Below are 22,152 nucleotides of genomic sequence, written 5' to 3'. Positions count from 1 at the left end.
CCCGGGCGCCAACAGAACGTTGCTGTCGAAGAACCAGCCGAAAGGCTTTCAACGTTCGCCTCGTACGGCTAACCTTGGAAAACTTTCCCTCAAACCTGCCAGATGACGCCATGGACAATTTCGACCAGCACATCCTCACCCTGCTCCAACGTGATGCGTCGCTGTCCCTCAAGGACTTGGCCGAGGCGGTCAACCTGTCTACCACGCCGTGCTGGAAGCGGGTCAAGCGCCTGGAAGAGGAAGGCTACATCCGCGGCCGCGTCGCCCTGCTCGACCCCGAGCGCCTGGGCCTGGGCCTGACGGTGTTCGTCCAGCTCAAGACCCAGCGCCACGACAGCGCCTGGCTGGCGCAGTTCGCCGCCACGGTGACGGCATTCGAGGAGGTGATGGAGGTGTACCGCATGTCCGGTGACTGGGACTACATGCTGCGGGTGGTGGTGGGCGACATCGCCGCTTACGACCGCTTCTACAAGAAGCTGATTACCAGCACCGACGGGCTGTCGAACATCACCTCCAGCTTTGCCATGGAGCAGATGAAGTACACCACGGCGTATCCGGTACGTCGCTGAAAGTGCAACAGCGCGCCCCTCTTCTGTAGGAGCGGCCTTGTGCCGCGAAAGGGGCGCGCAGCGCCCCCGGGTTTTCGGCATCATGTGAGATTGTCGGGGCTGCTACGCAGCCCTTTCGCGGCACAAGGCCGCTCCTACACCTCCGTGGTGATCGCCTCGATCCGGTTCCCGGCCCTGGCCTTCTCCAGCTTGATCGCCACGAACTTCGAGGTCGGCGTATAGGTCCCCTCGCCATAACTCTCCAGCGGCACCAGCGGGTTGGTCTCCGGATAGTAGGCCGCCGCCTGGCCTTGCGGCACGTCATAGGCCACCAGGCGGAACCCCGAGACCCGCCGCTCGCGACCATCCTCCCAGAGCGACACCAGGTCCACCTGCTCGCCCGGCTCGAAGCCCAGCCGGCGGATGTCCGCCTCATTGACGAACACCACCTCGCGCAGGCCGAACACCCCACGGTAGCGGTCGTCCAGCCCGTACAACGTGGTGTTGTACTGGTCGTGGGAACGCAGGGTCTGCAGAATCAGGTCGGGTTTGTCGCCACGGGCCAGCACCTGGGCGTTGACCAACTGCTCGGGCAGCACGTTCGCGGTGAACCGCGCCTTGCCGGTGGCGGTGCGGAAATTACGGTCCGCAGCATTGTTGCCCAGGTGGAAGCCACCCGGATGCTGCAGGCGCTCGTTGAATTCGCTGAAGCCCGGGATGACGTCGGCGATCATGCTGCGGATGCGAGCGTAGTCGGCAATCGCGTAGTCCCAGTCAATCGGCTTGCTGCCCAAGGTGGCCTTGGCCATGCCGGCGACGATGGCCGGCTCCGAGCGCAGGAGCGGCGAGCGCGGTTTCAGCTGGCCATGGGAGATATGCACCATGCTGAAGGTGTCTTCCACGGTGACGCCTTGCGGCCCTTCGGCCTGGATGTCGATCTCGGTGCGGCCCAGGCACGGCAGGATCAACGCATCACGCCCAGTCACCAGGTGCGAGCGGTTGAGCTTGGTGGAAATCTGCACGGTCAGTTCGCAGTTGCGCAGCGCCGCGTGGGTACGCGGAGTGTCCGGAGTCGCCTGGGCGAAGTTGCCGCCCAGGGCAATGAACACCTTGGCCCGTCTCTCCTCCATGGCCTGGATCGCCAGCACCGCATTGTGGCCATGCTCGCGAGGTACCTTGAACTGGAAGCGTTTCTCGAGTGCATCGAGCAGCGCCGCCTTGGGCTTCTCGTCGATACCCATGGTGCGGTCGCCCTGCACGTTGCTGTGGCCACGCACCGGCGACAGGCCGGCACCTGGCTTGCCGACGTTGCCGCGCAACAGCTGCAGGTTGACGATTTCCTGCACGGTCGGCACCGAATGGCGGTGCTGGGTCACGCCCATGGCCCAGCACATGATCACCCGCTCGGCCTTGCGGTACATGCGCGCGGCCAGCTCGATCTCGGCCTTGCTCAGGCCAGACTGCTCGATGATGTGTTCCCACGGCGTGGTATCAACCAGCGTCAGGTAATCCTCGACACCGCTGGTGTGCTCGGCAATGAATGCGTGATCGAACACGGGTGGCTCATCGTTCAACTGCGCCTCGCGCTCCCACTGCAGGAGGAACTTGGCGATCCCGCGCATGGCCGCCATGTCGCCGCCCAGTGCTGGACGGAAGTAGGCGGTGTTGGTCGGTTCGGAGCCGTTGCTGAGCATCTCGAACGGGTGCTGCGGGTGCTGGAAGCGCTCCAGGCCCCGCTCCTTGAGCGGGTTGAAGCAGACCACCTGGGCGCCGCGCTTGACCGCCTCGCGCAGCGGTTCGAGCATGCGCGGGTGGTTGGTGCCAGGGTTCTGGCCGATGACGAAGATCGCATCGGCCAGCTCCAGGTCATGGAACACCACGGTGCCCTTGCCCACGCCGAGGGTTTCGGCCATGCCGACGCCACTGGCCTCGTGGCACATGTTCGAGCAGTCGGGGAAGTTGTTGGTGCCATAGGCGCGCACGAACAACTGGTAGAGGAACGCCGCCTCGTTGCTGGCCCGACCCGAGGTGTAGAACTCGGCCTGGTCCGGCGACTCGAGGCCGTTGAGGTGCCGGGCGATCAGGGCGAACGCCTCGTCCCAGCTGGTTTCGACGTAATGATCGGTGGCCGCGTCGTAGCGCATCGGGTGGGTGATCCGCCCTTGGTATTCGAGCCAGTAGTCGGTCTGCTCGAGCAAGGCGCTGACGCTGTAGCGGGCGAAGAACGCCGGATCCACCGAGCGACCGGTGGCCTCCCAGTTGACCGCCTTGGCGCCGTTCTCGCAGAACTTGACCATGTCACTTTCCGGCGACTCGCCCCAGGCACAGCCCGGGCAGTCGAAACCGCCGTTCTGGTTGGTCTTGAGCATGGCCCGCAGGTTCTTGAAGGCGTTCTCGCTGCCCAGCCAGCTCTTGGTCACGCTTTTGAGCGCGCCCCAGCCGGCGGCCGGCCCCTTGTAGTCCCTGATGTGTTCGTCCTGGCTCATGCTGCGCTTCTCCGCACGGTGTTTTTTCCAGCCTAAGAAGCCGCTCCCAGTGCGTCCAATCGAAATAAATGACAGCGTGATAAACCGTCTCGATCACCCGGTATAGCCCTTGAGCTCCGTGGCCTGCAGCCGTGATAGACGAGACTGATCGAACGGTCGGGGAAAGCAATTTGACGTCACTGGGCGCAGGTTATAGCTTGAACCTTGTCTGCGGCCTTTCGCCGCCCCCAGCCACTGCACAGGTCGAGCGCGAACGTGGAAAAGAACCCCCAGGCCCTGATCGACGGTTTCAACCGCAAAGTCGATTACCTGCGGATGTCGGTCACCGACCGCTGCGATTTTCGTTGCGTCTATTGCATGGCCGAAGACATGCAGTTCCTGCCGCGCCAGCAGATTCTCAGCCTCGAGGAGCTGTACCTGGTCGCCGAGCGCTTCGTCGCCCTGGGCACCCGCAAGATCCGCCTGACCGGTGGCGAGCCCTTGGTGCGCCAGGGCATCGTCGGGCTGTGTGAGCGCATCGCCGCCCTGCCCGGCCTGCGCGAACTGTGCCTGACCAGCAATGGCTCGCAGCTCGGCCGCCTGGCCCAGCCGCTGTTCGATGCCGGCGTCTCGCGCCTGAACATCAGCCTCGACAGCCTTGACCCCGAGCGCTTTCGTGCCCTGACCCGCACTGGCGACCTCAAGCAGGTGATCGCGGGGATCGATGCCGCGCGCGCCGCGGGCTTTCGCCGCACCAAGCTCAACGCGGTGGTGCTCAAGGGCCGCAACGACCACGAAATCGTCGACTTGGTGCGCTTCGCCATCGACCGCGAGCTGGACATCTCCTTTATCGAAGAAATGCCTCTGGGCGTCATCAGCGAGCACGAGCGCGGCGAGTCCTTCTGCTCCAGCGACGACGTGCGCGCCCGCCTGGCCGAGCACTTCACCCTGGTCGAGTCAGCCGAATCCTCCCAGGGCCCGGCGCGCTACTGGCGCCTGGCCGAAGCCCCCGATACCCGGGTCGGCTTCATCTCGCCGCACAGCCACAACTTCTGCGCCACCTGCAACCGCGTGCGCCTGACCGTCGAAGGCCGCCTGCTGCTGTGCCTGGGCAACGAGCACTCGGTGGACCTCAAGCAGGTCCTGCGCCAACACCCCGGCGACAGCGCCCGCCTGGAGAAGGCCTTGCGCGACGCCATGCAGCTCAAGCCCTACCGCCACCACTTCGAAGTGGGCGGCGAGGTGCAGATCCTGCGCTTCATGAACATGACCGGCGGCTGATCGGCCGCCTCTGGAACCGTCTTGATCGTCCACTCACGCCCCGACATGCTGCGCGTGCTGTTCACCCTCAAGGGCTCGATTGTCCAGCGTATCGCCTTGCGCTGCCTGGCGGTGACCTTGCTGGCTGCGCTGATCGTGCTGGTCGAGCGGCACTACCCGGCGCTGTTCTACCCGGTCAGCGCCACGCCCTTCACCCTGCTGGGGCTGTCGCTGTCGATCTTCATGAGCTTTCGCAACAACGCCTGCTACGACCGCTGGTGGGAGGGCCGCAAGGCCTGGGGGCGAATGATCATCGAGGTGCGCTCGTTCGTGCGCGAAAGCGTGGCGATCGAGGACCAGCAGCTGCGCGCGCAGATGCTGCGTGGCCTGTGCGGCTTCGCCCATGCCCTCAATGCCCGGCTGCGCAACGAAGACGAACTGCCCTTGGCGCGCACCTGGCTGGCCGAGGGTGCGCCGATCACCGCGCACAACGTGTGTGATGGCATCCTGCGCGATATCGGTGCCCAGTGTTCACGGTTGGCGAAGGACGGCGCGATCAGCGAATTCCGCTACACCCTCTTCGAACAGCGCCTGGCCGGCCTGTCGGACGTGCAGGCTACCTGCGAGCGGATCAAGGGCACGCCGCTGCCGTTCCCCTACACCCTGCTGCTGCACCGCACCATCTACATCTTCTGCCTGCTGCTGCCGTTTGCCCTGGCAGAACCGCTGGGCTGGCTGGCACCGTTGTTCACCACCATTGTCAGTTACACGTTCTTTGGCCTGGATGCGATCGGCAACGAACTGGAAGACCCGTTCGGCCGGGACGAGAACGACCTGCCGACCGATGCGCTGGTGCGCACCGTCGAGCGCGATGTCCTGGCGGCGCTGGGGCATGAGCCGCTGCCACCGGCGTTGGTGCCGGTGGATCATGTACTGAGCTGAAAAACCATCGCGGGGCAAGCCCGCTCCCACGCCAATAAGACACTGATCTGTATTGGCGTGGGAGCGGGCTTGCCCCGCGATAGGTCCTGGAGATTAACTGCGACTTTCGCAGGCCGCGATCGGCTTCAGGTGCGCGACAAAGTTGCACGGCCGGTGCCGCGCATCCAGCTGCTCGGCCAGGATACCTTCCCAGGCCGTGCGGCAGGCACCGGTCGAGCCCGGCAGGCAACACACCAGGGTGCCGTTGGCCATGCCGGCCAGGGCCCGGCTCTGCACGGTCGAGGTGCCGATATCGAGGATCGACAGGGCACGGAACAGCTCGCCGAACCCGTCGATGCGCTTGTCCAGCAGGCAGTCCACCGCCTCCGGCGTGCTGTCGCGCCCGGTGAAGCCGGTACCGCCGGTGATCAGCACCACCTGCACCTGGTCGTCGGCAATCCAGGTGGCGACCTGGGCGCGGATCTTGTACAGGTCGTCCTTGAGCAGCTCCCGCGCCACCAGGCGGTGGCCCACGCCGACGGCGCGGCTGGCCAGCAGCTCGCCGGAAGTGTCGGTGTCGTAGGTGCGGGTGTCGCTGACGGTCAGCACCGCGATGTTCAGCGGTACGAACACCGCGTCCGGTTTCACGCTCATGGCCTTTGCTCCAGGATTGGCTTCGCGGCCACGGTAGAGACAAGCCCCGGCAGCGTCCAATCGATAGGACGTACCGGATGATCGACGATTTCTATCGCCGCTATCGGCCCCGCGACCGGGTCGGTGAAATGTTCATCAAGGATTAGCCAGGTGCTTCACTCTTGGTTAAGGTCTACCCACCCCGCAACCCCAGGCCGCACCATGGACATCAAACAGCTCAAGTTCCTCATCGCCCTCGATCAGACCCGCCACTTCGGCCAGGCCGCGGCGCTGTGCCACATTACCCAGCCGACCCTGTCCATGCGCCTGCGCAACCTCGAGGACGAACTGGACCTGGTGCTGGTCAAGCGCGGCCAGCGCTTCGAAGGTTTCACCGAAGCCGGCGAGCGCATCCTGGCCTGGGCCCGCACCCTGCTCGCCGCCCATGACGGCCTGCAGGCCGAGGCCGCCAGCTGCCGCGGCCAGGTGGTCGGCAGCCTGCGCCTCGGCACCGTGCCGCTGGCCAGCTTCAACCCCATGCAACTGCTGATGCCGCTGCGCGAGAAGTACCCCGAGCTGCACTTCCAGCTGTCGTCGCTGAGCTCCGAGCAGGTGATCGACGGCCTGAGCCGCAACCAGCTCGACCTGGGCATCTGCTACCTCGACCAGGTCAACACCAGCTTCTTCGAAGTGATCGAGCTGAGCACCACCACCATGGGCCTGCTGCACGACACCCGGCACTTCCAGTTCGAGGCCGATAGCCTGCGCTGGGAAGACCTCGGCGAGCTGCCGCTGGGCCTGCTGAGCAAGGGCATGCACTACCGCCAGTCCCTCGACCTGAGCTTGCGCAGCCGGGGCCTGGCGCCCAATGCCGTGCTCGAGAGCGACTCGACCTTCCAGCTGATCCAGGCGATCAACACCGGCGTGTGCTGCGCGGTCATGCCGCTCGATTGCGGCCTGGAAGACCTCAACCAGCACATGCGCATCATCCCGGTACAGGAAGCCAGCATCCACAGCCCGGTCGGCCTGCTGCTGCGCCGCAGCGAGCCGCGCTCGGCCATCGCCGAGCAGTGCTTCGACGAGGCCCGCGCCCTGTTCAGCAGCGAGTGATCAGCACTTGATCAATGCGAGCATGGCCATGTTGCGTGGGCGGGTGATCCCGGAGTAACCACGGTCACCAAACAGACCTGGCAATGCATAGTTGACCCGCGCATCGACCCCACCCAGCGAAATGGTCGAATACTCGTCGGTGGAGTAGGCATCCACGCCCATCGCGACTTGCGAAGCGGGACCTGTGTTCTGCGTGGTAGATGCACTCCAGACACCGTTGGCTATGTTCTGGGTGGTGTCGTAAGGGTAGAGGCTGCCCTTCTGCCAGGAGCCGAACGCCCGGCCTTGGTCTACCCCACGGCCGTCATCGAAGCCACGGATGAACTCACCGCGCAGGTCAGGCAGGCCGAAGGTCGTGACACCATCGCCAGCGCCATAGGTGGTGCCGATGGCGGCGAACAATGCGTCATGCTCGGCGCGAGACACCAATGCCCCATCGGCCTTCAGCCAGCCCACTGGCGCCTCGTTGGCTGCGGAGAACTTGATGTCACCAGGCGCGGCTCCGGAGAAACCGATGATCTGGCCAAGCGTCACGGCATGCTGGCTATGCGTGGCATTGGCCACCTGCTGGGCACCACCCTCGCAGTTCAGCAGGATCCAGCACAGGGCCCCCTGGTTGAGCAGTGGACCGAGGTAGGAAACCAGCGTCACGTTGCCGCCAGCGACAATCTCGTTGCCTTGCAACAGCTGCCCACCGAGGCCGTAGATCGGCGCGGCTGCCAGACCATCGGGAGCATAGGACGCATCCGCTACGTTGGTGCTGGTCGCACGAAAGTACTGAACGACACCATCGGTAGTGGGTAGCGCTGCAAAAGGCAGGGAATTCTTGGCGGTGTAAGCGGTTGTCATCGTGAACATCCTGTATCGATTGAGTTTATGCACGCTACTGAGTAGCGTTGAAACCCAATATATGCATAAAAGCATAATAAATCAATGCATTTATGCATCGACCTTTAATTCGTTGCCATCCGGTACTGCCGCGGCGTGAAACCGGTTAGTTGCCTGAACTGCCGGCTGAAGGCGCTGTGGTCGGTGTAGCCACAGCGCAGGGCCACCTCGATGATCGGCAGGTCGCTGTGCAGCAACTGGTGCGCATGCTCCAGGCGGGCCTTGTGGATCATCTGCCGGGGCGTGAGGTGGAACACCCGCTTGCAGTAGCGTTCCAGCTGCGCCACCGAGATCCCGGCGATGCGGGTCAGCTCGCCCATGCTGATCGGCTGGTGGAAATGCGCGCGGATATGCGCATCCACCGCCGCCAGGCGCTGGTAGGCGGGGTGGGTGTCGGCGGCTGACTGCAGGTCGACGGAAATGCCCACCAAGCCGATGATCGTCCCCGCCGGATCGTACAGCGGACGCTTGTGGGTCAGGCACCAGCCCGGTTCGCGACTGCCGTACAGGTGCAACTCCAGCTGGTCCTCCAGCACCAGGCCCTGCTCCAGCACCCGGCGGTCCTGCTCGGTGTAGCCGGGGCCCAGGCGCGCCGGGAACACCTCGGCGCTGGTCTTGCCCAGCAGCGGTTGCAGGTGCTTCAGGCCGCAGCGCTGGACCAGTGTGCGGTTGGCCAGGACGTAGCGGGCCTGGTCGTCCTTGATGAAGATCGCCGCATTGGCGATCACGTCGAGCATGGGCAGCAGCCAGACCACACCGGTGAGCAGGGCCTCGAGGGATTCGGGGCGGTGCTGGTCGAGGGTCTGGTACAGGGTTGCCAGTGAGTCGTGTGACATTCAATCAGGTCTCCGGTGGCAGGGCCGGCCTCTTCGCGGGACAAGCCCGCTCCTACAGGAATCGCGCCGATCTCGAAGCACGCGCAATACCTGTAGGAGCGGGCTTGTCCCGCGAAGAGGCCGGTATTGCCACTGCATCTCTCCAGCCCTTGCCGGCTATGCAATCCAGCCTATCCAGCCACCGCCCCAGCTCGCCAGTCTTTTCTTCGACTGTGCCGATTTCGTCACCCACCTTGCAGAAAACCATCAAGAACCGACGCCCCGATCGGTCCACTCTATGCCCCACGCAAGCCGCCCCATGACTTACTAGAACGCGGCGCATGCCGCCGCATCGTGACATCAGACCTGCCTATCCAAAACCTACAAAAAGGCGCAACCATGTCAGGCAAATTCAAGAAACAGCTGTCCCTGCTGGACCTCACCTTCATCGGCCTGGGCGCCATCTTCGGCTCCGGCTGGCTGTTCGCCGCCAGCCACGTCTCGGCCATCGCCGGCCCGGCCGGCATCCTCTCCTGGTTCCTCGGCGGCTTTGCGGTGCTGCTGCTGGGCATCGTCTACTGCGAGCTCGGCGCCGCCCTGCCACGGGCCGGCGGCGTGGTACGCTACCCGGTGTATTCCCACGGCCCGCTGCTGGGCTACCTGATGGGTTTCATTACCCTGATCGCCTTCTCCAGCCTGATCGCCATCGAGGTGGTCGCCTCACGCCAGTACGCCGCAGCCTGGTTCCCGGCCTTGACCAAGACCGGCTCCAGCGACCCTACGGTGCTCGGCTGGTTGGTGCAGTTCGCCCTGCTCGGATTGTTCTTCCTGCTCAACTACCGCAGCGTGAAGACCTTCGCCAAGGCCAACAACCTGGTCAGCGTGTTCAAGTTCATCGTGCCGCTGCTGGTGATCGGCGTGCTGTTCACCTTCTTCAAACCGGAGAACTTCGAGGTCCAGGGTTTCGCGCCGTTCGGCCTTTCCGGCGTGGAGATGGCGGTGTCGGCCGGCGGCATCATCTTCGCCTACCTGGGGCTCACGCCGATCATCTCGGTGGCCAGCGAGGTGAAGAACCCGCAGCGCACCATCCCTATCGCGCTGATTCTCTCGGTGCTGCTGTCCACCGCGATCTATGCACTGCTGCAACTGGCGTTCCTCGGCAGCGTGCCGACCGAGATGATTGCCAACGGCTGGGCCGGAGTGACCAAGGAGCTGGCCCTGCCCTACCGTGACATCGCCCTGGCCCTGGGCGTCGGCTGGCTGGCCTACCTGGTGGTGGCTGACGCGGTGATCTCGCCCAGCGGCTGCGGCAACATCTACATGAATGCCACCCCACGGGTAATCTATGGCTGGGCGCAGACCGGCACCTTCTTCAAGTACTTCACCCGCATCGACGAGCAGTCCGGCATTCCGCGCCCGGCGCTGTGGCTGACCTTCGGCCTGGCGGTGTTCTGGACCCTGCCGTTCCCGTCCTGGGAAGCGCTGATCAACGTGGTGTCCGCCGCCCTGGTGCTGAGCTACGCGGTGGCCCCGGTGTCGGTCGCCGCCTTGCGCCGCAATGCCCCGGACATGGCCCGGCCGTTCCGGGTCATGGGCATGGGCGTGCTCGGCCCGCTGTCGTTCATCATCGCCGCGCTGATCGTCTACTGGTCGGGCTGGAACACCGTGTCCTGGCTGCTGGCGCTGCAGATCGTGATGTTCGTGCTGTACCTGCTGTGCCGCCGCTTCGTGCCCACCGAACACCTGTCGCTGGGCCAACAGGTGCGCTCGTCGGCCTGGCTGATCGGCTTCTACGCCGTGACCATTTTCCTCTCCTGGTTGGGCAGCTTCGGCGGCCTGGGTGTGATCGGCCATCCGCTGGACACGGTGATCGTCGCCGCCAGTGCCCTGGGCATCTACTACTGGGGCGCGGCCACCGGCGTGCCGGCCCGGCTGGTGCGGCTCGATGGCGAGGATGAAAGCGAAGCGGGTACCGAAGCCAATCGCGGGCACGAGCCGGCTGCACTGGCCTCCTGAGAACTGACGGGAACTCGTGGGAGCGGGCTTGCCCCGCGATTCAGGGCAAGCGACCTCATCGCGGGGCAAGCCCGCTCCCACGATTGCCCCACACTTTGGAACGAACTGACCTATGAAAGAGATCCACGTCATCGACTCCCATACCGGCGGCGAACCGACCCGCCTGGTGATGAAAGGCTTCCCGCCCCTGCACGGCCGCAGCATGGCCGAGCAACGCGACGAACTGCGCGAGCTGCACGACCGCTGGCGCCGCGCCTGCCTGCTGGAGCCTCGCGGCAACGATGTGCTGGTGGGCGCGCTGTACTGCCCGCCGATCTCTGCGGATGCCACCTGCGGGGTGATTTTCTTCAACAACGCCGGCTACCTGAACATGTGCGGCCACGGCACCATCGGCCTGGTCGCCTCGTTGCGCCACCTTGGCCTGATCGAACCGGGCATGCACAAGATCGACACACCGGTCGGCCAGGTCAGCGCCACCCTGCATGACGACGGCGCCATCACTGTCGGCAACGTGCCGTCCTACCGCTACCGCCGGCAGGTGGCGGTGGACGTGCCGGGCCATGGCCTGGTGCATGGCGACATCGCCTGGGGCGGCAACTGGTTCTTCCTGGTTTCCGACCACGGCCAGCGCATCGAACTGGACAACCGCGAAGCTCTCACCGACTACACCTGGACCCTGCTCAAGGCCCTCGAGGCCCAGGGCATCACCGGCGAACACGGTGCCCCGATCGACCATGTCGAGCTGTTCGCCGACGACGCCAACGCCGACAGCCGCAACTTCGTCATGTGCCCCGGCAAGGCCTACGACCGCTCGCCCTGCGGCACCGGCACCAGCGCCAAGCTGGCGTGCCTGGCCGCCGACGGCAAGCTCGCCGAAGGCCAGACCTGGGTCCAGGCCAGCATCACCGGCAGCCAGTTCCACGGCCGCTACGAGCGCGACGGTGAACGCATTCGCCCGTTCATCACCGGCCGCGCCCACATGACCGCCGACAGCACCCTGCTGATCGACGAGCAGGATCCGTTCGCCTGGGGCATCTGACCCCTTCATTTCCCACTGAATACCGCCAGGAGTGACAACAATGACCGACAACATCTTCACCGGCACCATGCCCGCCCTGATGACCCCCTGCACCGCCGAGCGCAAGCCGGACTTCGACGCCCTGGTGCGCAAGGGCCGCGAACTGATCGACGCCGGCATGAGCGCGGTGGTGTACTGCGGCTCGATGGGCGACTGGCCGCTGCTGACCGAGGCCGAGCGCCAGGAGGGCGTGGCGCGCCTGGTGGCCGCCGGCATCCCGACCATCGTCGGCACCGGCGCGGTGAACACCCGTGAAGCGGTGTCCCACGCCGCCCACGCCGCCAAGGTCGGCGCCGCCGGCCTGATGGTCATCCCCCGGGTGCTGTCTCGCGGCGCCTCGCTGACCGCCCAGCAGCATCACTTTTCGGCGATCCTCGCCGCCGCGCCGAAGCTGCCGGCGGTGATCTACAACAGCCCCTACTACGGTTTCGCCACCCGCGCCGACCTGTTCTTCGCCCTGCGCCGCGAATACCCCAACCTGATCGGTTTCAAGGAATTCGGCGGCGCCGCCGACCTGCGCTACGCCGCCGAGCACATCACCTCCCAGGATGATGACGTGACCCTGATGGTCGGCGTCGACACGCAAGTGGTGCACGGTTTCGTCAACTGCAACGCCACCGGCGCCATCACCGGCATCGGCAACGCGCTGCCCCGTGAAGTGCTGCAACTGGTCAGCCTGAGCAAGCGCGCCGCCAAGGGCGATGCCAAGGCCCGACGCCAGGCCCGGGAGCTGGAATCGGCGCTGGCGGTGCTGTCGTCGTTCGATGAAGGCTGCGACCTGGTGCTGTACTACAAGCACCTGATGGTGCTCAACGGCGACACCGAGTACCGCCTGCACTTCAACGAAACCGACGCCCTCACCGACGCCCAGCGCCACTACGCCGAACAGCAGTACGCGCTGTTCCGCACCTGGTACGCCAGCTGGTCGGCCGAGCAGAACATCGCCTGATAACGAGGACCCTGGTGGGAGCGGGCTTGCCCCGCGAAGCAGGCGATGCAGTACCTGGCACCGGCTTCGCCGGTGTTCGCGGGGCAAGCCCGCTCCCACGCCCTCCGCTCCCACACTTGATTCCAAAGGACGCCCCATGACCCTGACAGGCAATCTGCTGATCGGCCAGCATGCCGTGCCCGGCAACCGCGACGCGATCCACGCCATCGATCCGGCCAGCAACCAGGTCCTCGAACCCGCCTACGCCGGCGCCAGCGCCGAACAGGTAACCCAAGCCTGCGCCCTGGCCTGGGCGGCATTCGATGCCTACCGCGAAACCACCCTCGAACAACGTGCCCACTTTCTCGACACCATCGCCGAGCAGATCGAAGCCCTGGGCGATGCCCTGATCGACCGCGCCAATGCCGAAACCGGCCTGCCCAAGGCTCGACTGCTGGGCGAGCGCGGCCGCACCTGCGCGCAACTGCGCACTTTCGCTTGCGTGGTACGGGCCGGTGAATGGCTGGATGTACGGGTGGACAACGCCCTGCCCGAGCGCCAGCCACTGCCACGCCCCGACCTGCGCCAACGACAGGTTGCCCTGGGCCCGGTGGCGGTGTTCGGCGCCAGCAATTTCCCGCTGGCCTTCTCGGTGGCCGGCGGCGACACCGCCTCGGCACTGGCCGCCGGTTGTCCGGTGGTGGTCAAGGCTCATGGCGCGCACCCCGGCACCAGCGAACTGGTAGGCCAGGCCGTGGCTCGGGCGGTCGCGCAGTGCGAGCTGCCCGAAGGCGTGTTCTCACTGCTGTACGGCGCCGGCCGTGAGGCCGGTATCGGTCTGGTCAGCGACCCGCGCATCAAGGCCGTCGGCTTCACCGGCTCGCGCAGCGGCGGCCTCGCCTTGTGCCAGGCCGCCCAGGCACGTCCGGAGCCAATCCCCGTCTATGCCGAAATGAGCTCGATCAACCCGGTGTTCCTCTTCGAAGCCGCCCTGCAAGCCCGAGCGGAACCTCTGGCGCAAGCCTTCGTCGCTTCACTGACCCAAGGCGCCGGCCAGTTCTGTACCAACCCCGGGCTGCTGATCGCCCGTCAGGGGCCGGCCCTCGAACGCTTCATCAATGCTGCCGCCGAGCATGTCCGGCAAACTGCGGCGCAGACCATGCTCACACCCGGCATTGCCAGCGCCTATGCCAATGGCGTCGCCGCACTGGCTGAGAACCGCAATGCCCGACAGATCGCCAGCGGTCAGCCCCATCAAGGCCCGAACCAATGCCAGGCGCACCTGTTCGTTACCTCGGCCCAGGCGTTTCTCGCCGACCCGGCACTGCAGGCCGAAGTATTCGGCTCCGCCTCGCTGCTGGTCGCTTGCGACAGCGATGAACAGGTCCGCCAAGTCGCCGAACACCTGGAAGGGCAGCTGACCGCCACCCTGCACCTGGACGCCGCCGACCTCGACTGCGCCCGCCAGCTGCTGCCTACCCTCGAACGCAAGACCGGGCGGATTCTGGTCAACGGCTGGCCGACCGGGGTCGAGGTGTGCGACGCGATGGTCCACGGCGGCCCGTTCCCGGCCACCTCCGACACCCGCGGCACCTCGGTAGGCACTGCGGCGATCCTGCGTTTCCTGCGCCCGGTGTGCTACCAGGACTTCCCCGATGCTCTGCTGCCCGATGCGCTGCAACAGGGCAACCCGCTGCACCTGCGCCGCTTGCTCGATGGCCGGCGGGAAGGCTGAATCATGACCGCCACTGACACGGATATCGCCGTGGTCGGCGCCGGCATTGTCGGCGTCGCCTGCGCCCTGCAGCTGGCCCGCCAGGGCCGCCGGGTGCTGCTGATCGATCGCCAGGCGCCAGGCCACGGCGCTTCGTTTGGCAATGCCGGGCACCTGGCCACCGAGCAGGTGTTTCCCATCGCCGACCTGTCGCTTCTCAAGCGCCTGCCGGCCATGCTGCTGGACCCGATGGGCCCGCTGCGCCTGGACTGGAAGTACCTGCCACGGGCCCTGCCCTGGTTCACCCGCCTGCTGCTCAACCTGCGACCGGCGCCATTCCAGCGCAGCGTGGCGGGCCTTCGTGCGCTGAATGAAAGCAGCCTCGGCGCCTGGCAACGGCTGCTTGCATCCATCGACCGCAGCCACCTGCTCAAGGAAGACGGTTCGCTGCTGGTGTTCGAACGCCACGAATCGCGCCAGGCGCTCGCGGCATTGCGCGCCCGCCTGCAGGCACAGGCCGTGCCCGTGGACCTGTGGTCGGCCGAGGCGGTAAGCGAAGCGGCGCCGCAGTTGAGTCCGTCGATCCTGGGCGGCCTGTTCTTCCCGCGCACCGGTCACTTCCTCGACCCCTATCAGGTGGTCTGCGACCTGTTCAGCGCCGCCAGGGCCAGCGGCGTGCGCTTCCTGCATGCCGAGGTCGATGGCGGCCGGGTGCATGGCCAGGGCATCACCCTTGCCAGCGACCAGGGCACCCTCGAGGCCCGCCAGGTGTTGATCAGTGCCGGGGCACATTCGGCCAGGCTCACGGCCGCCCTGACCGGTCGGCAGGTACCGCTGGATACCGAGCGCGGCTACCACCTGATGCTGCCGGCGGAACACCAGCGCCTACCATTCGCCGTCACCTCGCTGGAGCGCAAGTTCATCATGACGCCCATGGCCGACGGCCTGCGCCTGGCCGGCACGGTGGAATTCGCCGGGCTCGAGGCGCCGCCGAGCATGCAGCGGGCATGGCAACTGCATCGGTTGAGCAAGGGCTTGTTCCGGCGTGAGCTGGATGCCGAGGGGGCAACGCCGTGGATGGGGTTCCGGCCTTCGTTGCCGGATTCGCTGCCGGTGATCGACCGGGTGGCCGATGGCAAGGTGCTGCTGGCGTTCGGGCATCAGCACCTGGGGTTGACCCAGGCGGCGGTGACGGCGGAGTGGGTGGGGCGGTTGGATGGGGGGGGCGAGGTGGAACAGGCATACCGGTTGGATCGGTTCTGAGATTGCCGGGGGGCGCTTTGCGCCCCTTTCGCGGCACAAGGCCGCTCCTACAGGGGGATGCGTTCCGTGTAGGAGCGGCCTTGTGCCGCGAAAGGGCCGCAGAGCGGCCCCATGCGATATCAGCGATAACGCTCCAACCAATGCGCATAAGGCGCCGGCAGCGTCCACGCCGCCTTGTCCACGCCCAGGGCCTTGGCTGCAGCATACGGCCAGTGCGGGTCGGCCAGGTGCGCACGCCCCACCGACACCAGGTCGAGCTGGTTGGCCTGCAACGCGCCCTCGGCCAGCTCCGGCGTGCCAAAGCCCCAGGCCGAGGTCACCGGCAGCTTCGCCTCGCGGCGCACCCGCTCGGCGATCGGCCCCAGGAATGCCGGGCCCCATGGGATGTTGGTCTGGGGAATGGTGAAGCCGACACTGACGCTCAGCAGATCGAGGCCGCCGGCCTTGAAGCGACGGGCCAGTTCAACGGACTCCTGCAGGGTCTGCTCGTCACGGCCATCGTATTCCACCACGCCAAAGCGAGCGGTCAGCGGCAGGTTCTCCGGCCACACTTCACGTACCGCAGCGAGGGTTTCCAGCAGGAAACGCGTACGGTTGTCGAAGCTGCCCCCATAGGCGTCGGTACGCTGGTTGGAGTGCTCGGAGAAGAAACTCTGGCCCAGGTAGCCATGGGCGAAGTGCAGTTCGATCCACTCGAAGCCAGCATCGCGGGCACGGCGCGCGGCATCGACGAAGTCCTGCTTGACCCGGGCGATATCGTCCAGGGTCATGGCCTTGGGCACTTTCGGCAGGTGGCCGCCAAAGGCGATGGCGGACGGGGCGATGGTGTCCCAGCCACGGGCATCGTCGGCGGCGATATGGTCGTCACCTTCCCAGGGGCGATTGGCACTGGCCTTGCGGCCGGCGTGGGCAATCTGGATGCCTGGCACGGAACCGGCAGCCTTGATCGCCTTGACCACCGGCACGAAGGCCTGGGCCTGGGCGTCGTTCCAGATGCCGGCGCAGCCGGGGGTGATGCGCCCTTCCGGGGACACCGCGGTGGCCTCGACCACCACCAGGCCGGCGCCACCACGGGCCAAGCTCGCGTAATGCACCTGGTGCCAGTCATTGATCAGGCCATTCTCGGCCATGTACTGGCACATCGGCGGAATGGCAATGCGGTTGCGCAGGGTGACATCTTTGAGGGTATAGGGTTCGAACAAGGCGGCCATGAGGTAACTCCAGGGACGGGGTTGGATACGATTGTTCGATCATATTCGAACTATGGCAATTTGTGAAACCCCCGTTATCATGTCGTCCATGCGAGCCTATACCCACCCCAACCCCGAAGACCTGACGCTGGAGCGCCTGCTCTACGCCCTGAGCGACCCTGTGCGCATGGAAATCGTCCGTCGCCTGGCCGGCGTCGCCGAAGCCAGCTGCGGCGAGCTGGACGGCGGCCGGCCCAAGTCGAGCATGTCCCATCACTTTCGCGTATTGCGCGATTCCGGGCTGGTGCACACCCGCAATGTCGGCACCACGCATATGAACTCGCTGCGCAGCGAAGAACTCGAAAGCCGCTTTCCGGGGTTGCTGGGCAGTATTCTCGAGCAGCGTTGAGGTGCACCCGGCCACGCCAACCTCAAGCCTTGCGCAATCCCTGTAGGAGCGGCCTTGTGCCGCGAAAGGGCCGCATTGCGACCCCGGCGATCGTTGCTCAACGCCGAGATGCTGGGGCCGCTTCGCAGCCCTTTCGCGGCACAAGGCCGCTCCTACAGGGGTAGGCGTCAATCCCTTGCCCGATTCTCAGGCATAAAAAAACCACGAGGCCGCCGGTGGCGACGCTCGTGGTGGGTGTTGCCGGGCAAGTCCGGCAACCGTCTGGCCTTACAGCGCCATGTCGTTCGCAGGCTTGCTCTCGACCGGTGCGGCTGGCGCCACGCTGGTCTTGACGCTCTGGTCGATCACCGGCGGCTTCTCCAGCTGCAGGACTTCGGCGGTGTAGTCCCACTCTTTCTGGGTGGCGGCGGCCGAATCGTTCAGCTTGGTACCGTAGCTCGGGACGATCTCCTTGATCTTGGCCTGCCACTCAGGGGTAGCGACCTTCTCCTTGAACACGGTTTCCAGCACGTTGAGCATGATCGGCGCGGCGGTCGAGGCACCTGGCGAGGCGCCCAGCAGGCCGGCGATGGTGCGGTCTTCGGAAGCCACGACCTCGGTGCCCAGCTTCAGCACGCCGCCCTTGTCGGCATCACGCTTGATGATCTGCACGCGCTGACCGGCCTGCCACAGTTTCCAGTCTTCCTTCTTGGCGTTCGGGAAGTAGGTCTGCAGGGCGGCGAAACGGTCGTCGTCGGACTGCATCAGCTGGCCGGCGAGGTACTCGACCAGCGGGTACTGATCGATGCCGACACGGGCCATCGGCCAGACGTTGTGGGTGGTGGTGCTGCTCAGCAGGTCCAGGTACGAGCCGTTCTTCAGGAACTTGGTCGAGAAGGTGGCGAATGGCCCGAACAGGATCACGCGCTTGCCGTCCAGCACGCGGGTGTCCAGGTGCGGAACCGACATGGGTGGCGCGCCGGTCGAGGCGATGCCGTAGGCCTTGGCCATGTGCTGCATGGCAACGGTCGGGTTCTCGGTCACCAGGAACGAGCCGCCCACCGGGAAGCCTGCGTATTCCTTGGCTTCCGGGATGCCCGACTTCTGCAGTAGCTTCAGCGCGCCGCCGCCGGCACCGATGAACAGGAACTTGGCGTCGGTGGCGTGCTCGGTGCCATCCTTCAGGTTCTTGTACTCGACGTGCCAGGAGCCGTCTTCGTTGCGGGTGATGTCCTGCACTTCGCTGGACAGCTTCAGGTCGAAGTTCTCTTTGGTCTTCAGGTGACCAACGAACTGACGGGTGATCTCACCGAAGTTGACGTCGGTGCCGATCGGGCTCCAGGTCACGGCCAGCTTCTGGCTTGGATCGCGGCCTTCCATCATCAGCGGGACCCACTTGGCGATCTGCGCGTGGTCTTCCGAGTACTGCATCGAACGGAACAGCGGGCTGGCCTGCAGGGCGTCGTAGCGCTGCTTCAGGAACTTGATGTTGTCATCGCCCCAGACGAAGCTCATGTGCGGGGTGGTGTTGATGAACGAGTGCGGGTTCTTCAGCACGCCCTGGCGTACCTGCCAGGACCAGAACTGGCGGGAGATCTGGAACGACTCGTTGATCTCGATGGCCTTGGTGATGTTGACCTTGCCATCTTTGTCCATCGGGGTGTAGTTCAGCTCGGCCAGCGCGGAGTGGCCAGTACCGGCGTTGTTCCAGCCGTTGGAGCTTTCTTCGGCGACGCCGTCCATGCGCTCGACCATTTCCATCGACCAGCTCGGTTCCAGCTCGTTGAGCCAGACCGCCAGGGTGGAACTCATGATGCCGCCGCCAACCAGCAGCACGTCGACTTTCTTGGTGTCTTCGGCGTGCGCTTGCATGAAGCTCGCCGCGACTGCCAGACCCAGCAAGGTCTTGCCAGCTTTCTTGAACATTGATCGATTCCAGTCAGTAGAACGGAGGGTGGGCCTGTGGCTGGCCCAGGTATTCCATGTTCTTCAGCGCAGGCTTGTTGTGATCATTGTTCAGCAGCCAGAGAGACATTGGACGCGCCAGCCTTTGGTCGGATTGACCGACAAGGCTGAAACGATTTACGGATTGTAACCGAATTGCCAGCACAAACAAACGCGCGCCAGGGCGTCAAGACGACAGGTTGCCACGCGACAAGCCACCACGCCCCGGAAAACAAAAACCCCCGGCCACATCCATGGCCGGGGGTCTTGGATCAGGCCGTGAACGACCCGATCAGGGTATTTCCAAGATTACTGCTGCTGAGGCAGTTTATCGATCGGGCCGCAGCCGCCGATGATCTTGGAGATGGAAACCGATGGGTGGAACAGGTAGTCGTACGAGCAGTTCTTAGGCTGGTTGTAGACCTGGCCGGTGCAGCCGGACAGCAGGGCAACGCCCGAAACGACAGCAACAGCGACAGTAGCTTTGATCAGCTTTTTCATAAAAATCCTTTAGTCCATGATCCACCATCAAACTGATGGCGCGCGGATCATACGGGAAAAGGGGGTGTGAGCGAAAGGCGTTAGTACAGATGCACTAGTTGACGGGGTTCAACTAACAAGTTGTCGGCACGGCAACTAAGTGCAATGAACTACTTGCTAAAACGTTACAGGTTGGCGTAGTTCACACAGATTGCCCTTACCGGAAATAGCTTGATTCCCTGGGACTGATGCCAATCCCGACTGAAAAGCATGGACTTCCCTCTGCCCGTAGTCCTTTTCCGAGTCGGATGTCCCCTTCCTTCAAAGCATTGCAACCGACCAAATCGCTCTCTAGCCTCAGGCCGTCACGGCTTTGAAGCGAAGCTTAGTGCCGCCAGGCTTGACGCTTGGTCCAATCACCTTCCCACACCGGGCAGATCAAGACAAAGACATCACGCGTGCGGAAGACATTCTCGATGCGCACTGCGAGGTAAAAGAAGATGAGTAGAAAAGCCGATTCTAGCGTTATGCCAATCCTTGACCTGGAACTGAGCAACACCACCCGCTTCGAGGCTTCCCGCTTCCTCGACCACCCCAAAACTATTGCCGCTTTCCTGGCAGAAGCCATGCAGAGCAATGATGCCCAGACGCTGACGCAGACCATCGGCGAAGTCGCCAAGACCATCGATGCGAATCAGCTTACCCAAGATGCAGGCGGCAACCGCGAGTTGCTCTAGGAGCAACCCTTTTAAGGTGTTGATAATTGGCGTTCGGCTTGGACTTGCCGGGGCTGCTTTGCAGCCCTTTCGCGACACCTTGCGCCGCGCGGGCGGCGCTCGATCTGATAGGCGCTGCAACGCTAACGTCGAACACCTTGAAAAACCTCAACCAAGATACCGGCAAGGATCTTTATCGTATCAACCAACTTGCTCGAATCGCCGCCGCCTCACGAACAGGCCCACGCCCACCCCCGTGGCAAGCACCGACAGCAATCCCAGGTCCAACCCGAACGAACGGGTCTGGCTCACAAGGATGCAACCGACGACACCAACCACCGCCAACGCCACCCCGAGCCACTTGCGCAGCGCGTAAGGCCTGAGAAACCGATCCAGCAAGCCGTAGAGCACCAGGGCGATGACCGCATAGGTAATTTCGGACACAGGCGTCTCCCTCAGGTCTTGATGATCAGGGTCGAGGTGGTGTGCTGCGGCCCGATGCCGCCATTGACCTGCGCCTCGATGCTGACCAGTACATCGCCGGCATGGTAGGTGGGCAGGATGTCATTGGCATAGGCACGCACCCCAGCGCCCACCGGCACGCCAACATAGGGCGATGCCACAGAACTCGCGGCGGCAGCGAACGCCGAGGCGGCAAGGTTGGCGACCTTGGTGCGCTGGGCATTGAGGGTATCGCCCTGCTGGCGGGTCAGCGGCTTGGAGATACCGATCTTCATCACGCAGGGCAGCCCCTTGGCCAGCATCCTGTCGTAGGTCTCGACAACCTTGCTGTTGACCTCGTAATGGGCGCTTCTCGCCTCACCGAAATGCAGCTCGCGCAAGCGTCCACGCTCGCTGTCGGTCAGGGTGATCTGCGAGACGTTGAAGACGATCCCGTGATTGCCCATGTATTGGAAAGTCCCTTCGAACTTCATTGCACGCATCCTTTCGAGGCAAAGGGTGCGATTCTCTACAAGGCGCGGCAGGTACGCAAACGGTGGCATTTGGCTATACCAGCCTATCGCCCTGTTGCGAGTAGTCCATTTCCGAATAGGGCTTCCAGGCCCGCCGAAGCATTGCCGTTGACCAGGTACCGCTCTAGGCTCTGTTCATCGCTGCCACATCGACAGCACCATCAAGAACATTGCAGATGCCCCACAAGCCGTATGGACGATGCCCAACAGCATCGAAGACCATGGACGAGCAGAGCGTGGTGCTTCAGGCGCTATTCGAAGCGGAGGACGTAGATGCCTCAAAACGATATGCCAGACAGCCGGCTGCAGGCGCCCTGGGCCAACTATTTTCAACGGCTTTATGCAGCAGGCATGAGCCTGGGTAGACATGACTCGCCATCAGAGAAGATTGATACCGTAACCATGAATGACCTGCCCCGTGACGAACTCAACGCCAAGCTCGAGACCATCGAGATCAAGATGGACGCGCGGGTAGAAGCCATCGCGTCGAAAATCGATGGTTTTCTCGTTGCCCAGAGTGAGCGCGACAAGCGCTTGGACGACTCGATAGCAGGTGTGCGCCGCGACATCGATCGATTGGGGAGTCTGAAGCTGAATATCTGGGGAGCCATGCTTACCGCTGTTGCGCTGGGCGTAACGGTGGCGGCTCTGAGCGTGACGTTCTATCAAACAGGTAAAGGCGACATCGCTATCCCGCCCCTGTCATCACTCGCGATAGAGGCCCCCGGCTCAGTTCACATCGCTGCCGACGAGTAAAGGCAAACCGCTCCATCTGCCCTAAAACTGCCCTCATGCGCCACCCTGAAACGACGAAGCCCCTG

Annotated in this window: 20 protein-coding genes and 1 pseudogene; 12 read left to right on the top strand and 9 right to left on the bottom strand. The window is 64.5% G+C overall.

What is annotated here, in order from left to right:
- The first annotated feature begins 110 nt into the window (after nucleotides 1–110).
- The gene (locus tag LU671_RS24610; protein WP_203651322.1) at nucleotides 111–569 is read left to right on the top strand and encodes an Lrp/AsnC family transcriptional regulator; all 459 of its coding nucleotides are present in this window, start codon (nucleotides 111–113) and stop codon (nucleotides 567–569) included.
- 134 nt (nucleotides 570–703) lie between these two features.
- Here the strand turns inward: LU671_RS24610 and LU671_RS24605 are convergent, their stop codons facing one another.
- The gene (locus tag LU671_RS24605) at nucleotides 704–3,034 is read right to left on the bottom strand and encodes an FdhF/YdeP family oxidoreductase (RefSeq protein ID WP_232857188.1); all 2,331 of its coding nucleotides are present in this window, start codon (nucleotides 3,032–3,034) and stop codon (nucleotides 704–706) included.
- Between the two features lie 255 nt (nucleotides 3,035–3,289).
- Between LU671_RS24605 and moaA the strand changes: the two genes are divergently transcribed.
- The gene (gene moaA, locus LU671_RS24600) at nucleotides 3,290–4,294 is read left to right on the top strand and encodes a GTP 3',8-cyclase MoaA (protein ID WP_232857187.1); all 1,005 of its coding nucleotides are present in this window, start codon (nucleotides 3,290–3,292) and stop codon (nucleotides 4,292–4,294) included.
- A 21-nt stretch (nucleotides 4,295–4,315) separates the two neighbouring features.
- Entirely contained in the window at nucleotides 4,316–5,215 is a 900-nt protein-coding gene (locus LU671_RS24595; protein WP_269806813.1) for a bestrophin family protein, read from the top strand.
- A gap of 93 nt (nucleotides 5,216–5,308) precedes the next feature.
- Here LU671_RS24595 and moaB read toward each other — a convergent pair whose 3' ends face one another.
- Nucleotides 5,309–5,848, bottom strand: a complete 540-nt coding sequence (gene moaB / locus LU671_RS24590; protein WP_203651311.1) for a molybdenum cofactor biosynthesis protein B — start codon at nucleotides 5,846–5,848, stop codon at nucleotides 5,309–5,311.
- A gap of 201 nt (nucleotides 5,849–6,049) precedes the next feature.
- Here moaB and LU671_RS24585 point away from each other — a divergent pair, with 201 nt between their 5' ends.
- Nucleotides 6,050–6,937, top strand: a complete 888-nt coding sequence (locus LU671_RS24585) for a LysR family transcriptional regulator (RefSeq protein ID WP_050704304.1) — start codon at nucleotides 6,050–6,052, stop codon at nucleotides 6,935–6,937.
- Here the strand turns inward: LU671_RS24585 and LU671_RS29545 are convergent, their stop codons facing one another.
- Both LU671_RS29545 and LU671_RS24575 read right to left on the bottom strand, forming a co-directional pair.
- Complete coding sequence (locus LU671_RS29545; protein ID WP_332880095.1) at nucleotides 6,938–7,786, bottom strand: phage tail protein; 849 nt, start codon at nucleotides 7,784–7,786, stop codon at nucleotides 6,938–6,940. It abuts the gene before it with no gap.
- A gap of 104 nt (nucleotides 7,787–7,890) precedes the next feature.
- A complete protein-coding gene (locus LU671_RS24575; protein WP_232857185.1) occupies nucleotides 7,891–8,661 on the bottom strand; it encodes an AraC family transcriptional regulator in 771 nt (256 codons plus the stop codon).
- Nucleotides 8,662–9,039: 378 nt separating this feature from the next.
- On the opposite strand from LU671_RS24575, the gene LU671_RS24570 reads away from it, so the two are divergent.
- From LU671_RS24570 to LU671_RS24550, 5 genes are all read left to right on the top strand, one after another.
- Nucleotides 9,040–10,656, top strand: coding sequence for an APC family permease (locus LU671_RS24570; RefSeq protein ID WP_232857183.1), 1,617 nt, complete (start codon nucleotides 9,040–9,042; stop codon nucleotides 10,654–10,656).
- Between the two features lie 112 nt (nucleotides 10,657–10,768).
- Nucleotides 10,769–11,695, top strand: coding sequence for a 4-hydroxyproline epimerase (locus tag LU671_RS24565; RefSeq protein ID WP_232857182.1), 927 nt, complete (start codon nucleotides 10,769–10,771; stop codon nucleotides 11,693–11,695).
- 40 nt (nucleotides 11,696–11,735) lie between these two features.
- The gene (locus LU671_RS24560; protein WP_232857181.1) at nucleotides 11,736–12,683 is read left to right on the top strand and encodes a dihydrodipicolinate synthase family protein; all 948 of its coding nucleotides are present in this window, start codon (nucleotides 11,736–11,738) and stop codon (nucleotides 12,681–12,683) included.
- Between the two features lie 136 nt (nucleotides 12,684–12,819).
- Nucleotides 12,820–14,397, top strand: a complete 1,578-nt coding sequence (locus tag LU671_RS24555; protein ID WP_232857179.1) for an aldehyde dehydrogenase (NADP(+)) — start codon at nucleotides 12,820–12,822, stop codon at nucleotides 14,395–14,397.
- A 3-nt stretch (nucleotides 14,398–14,400) separates the two neighbouring features.
- Nucleotides 14,401–15,639 carry an NAD(P)/FAD-dependent oxidoreductase gene (locus LU671_RS24550; protein ID WP_232857178.1) on the top strand — a complete coding sequence of 413 codons (1,239 nt, stop codon included), beginning with the start codon at nucleotides 14,401–14,403 and terminating at the stop codon, nucleotides 15,637–15,639.
- A 119-nt stretch (nucleotides 15,640–15,758) separates the two neighbouring features.
- On the opposite strand, the gene LU671_RS24545 is transcribed toward LU671_RS24550, so the two are convergent.
- On the bottom strand, nucleotides 15,759–16,850 hold the full coding sequence (locus LU671_RS24545) for an NADH:flavin oxidoreductase/NADH oxidase (RefSeq protein WP_232857177.1): 1,092 nt from the start codon (nucleotides 16,848–16,850) through the stop codon (nucleotides 15,759–15,761).
- Between the two features lie 52 nt (nucleotides 16,851–16,902).
- Between LU671_RS24545 and LU671_RS24540 the strand changes: the two genes are divergently transcribed.
- Nucleotides 16,903–17,238 (top strand): ArsR/SmtB family transcription factor, encoded by a 336-nt coding sequence (locus tag LU671_RS24540; protein WP_052896291.1) that lies wholly within the window; start codon nucleotides 16,903–16,905, stop codon nucleotides 17,236–17,238.
- Between the two features lie 267 nt (nucleotides 17,239–17,505).
- On the opposite strand, the gene mqo is transcribed toward LU671_RS24540, so the two are convergent.
- Nucleotides 17,506–19,143, bottom strand: coding sequence for a malate dehydrogenase (quinone) (gene mqo / locus LU671_RS24535; RefSeq protein WP_198744485.1), 1,638 nt, complete (start codon nucleotides 19,141–19,143; stop codon nucleotides 17,506–17,508).
- Between the two features lie 327 nt (nucleotides 19,144–19,470).
- Nucleotides 19,471–19,662 (bottom strand): DUF4223 family protein, encoded by a 192-nt coding sequence (locus LU671_RS24530; RefSeq protein ID WP_023630554.1) that lies wholly within the window; start codon nucleotides 19,660–19,662, stop codon nucleotides 19,471–19,473.
- 479 nt (nucleotides 19,663–20,141) lie between these two features.
- Here LU671_RS24530 and LU671_RS24525 point away from each other — a divergent pair.
- Nucleotides 20,142–20,375: pseudogene (locus tag LU671_RS24525) on the top strand (helix-turn-helix domain-containing transcriptional regulator); the annotation flags it as partial.
- A gap of 183 nt (nucleotides 20,376–20,558) precedes the next feature.
- On the opposite strand, the gene LU671_RS24520 reads toward LU671_RS24525, so the two are convergent.
- Nucleotides 20,559–20,801: a hypothetical protein gene (locus LU671_RS24520; RefSeq protein ID WP_232857176.1), complete on the bottom strand. Its 243-nt coding sequence runs from the start codon at nucleotides 20,799–20,801 to the stop codon at nucleotides 20,559–20,561.
- Between the two features lie 11 nt (nucleotides 20,802–20,812).
- Complete coding sequence (locus LU671_RS24515) at nucleotides 20,813–21,292, bottom strand: hypothetical protein (protein WP_186715496.1); 480 nt, start codon at nucleotides 21,290–21,292, stop codon at nucleotides 20,813–20,815.
- 312 nt (nucleotides 21,293–21,604) lie between these two features.
- Here LU671_RS24515 and LU671_RS24510 point away from each other — a divergent pair, with 312 nt between their 5' ends.
- Nucleotides 21,605–22,087 (top strand): hypothetical protein, encoded by a 483-nt coding sequence (locus tag LU671_RS24510; protein ID WP_232857175.1) that lies wholly within the window; start codon nucleotides 21,605–21,607, stop codon nucleotides 22,085–22,087.
- Nucleotides 22,088–22,152 lie beyond the last annotated feature (65 nt).

The organism is Pseudomonas sp. NMI760_13 (assembly GCF_021283245.1).
In the GTDB taxonomy this organism is placed as follows: Bacteria; Pseudomonadota; Gammaproteobacteria; order Pseudomonadales; family Pseudomonadaceae; genus Aquipseudomonas; species Aquipseudomonas peradeniyensis.
Note: the sequence above shows the minus strand (reverse complement) of the source record. Positions and strands in the feature narration are given on the sequence as shown.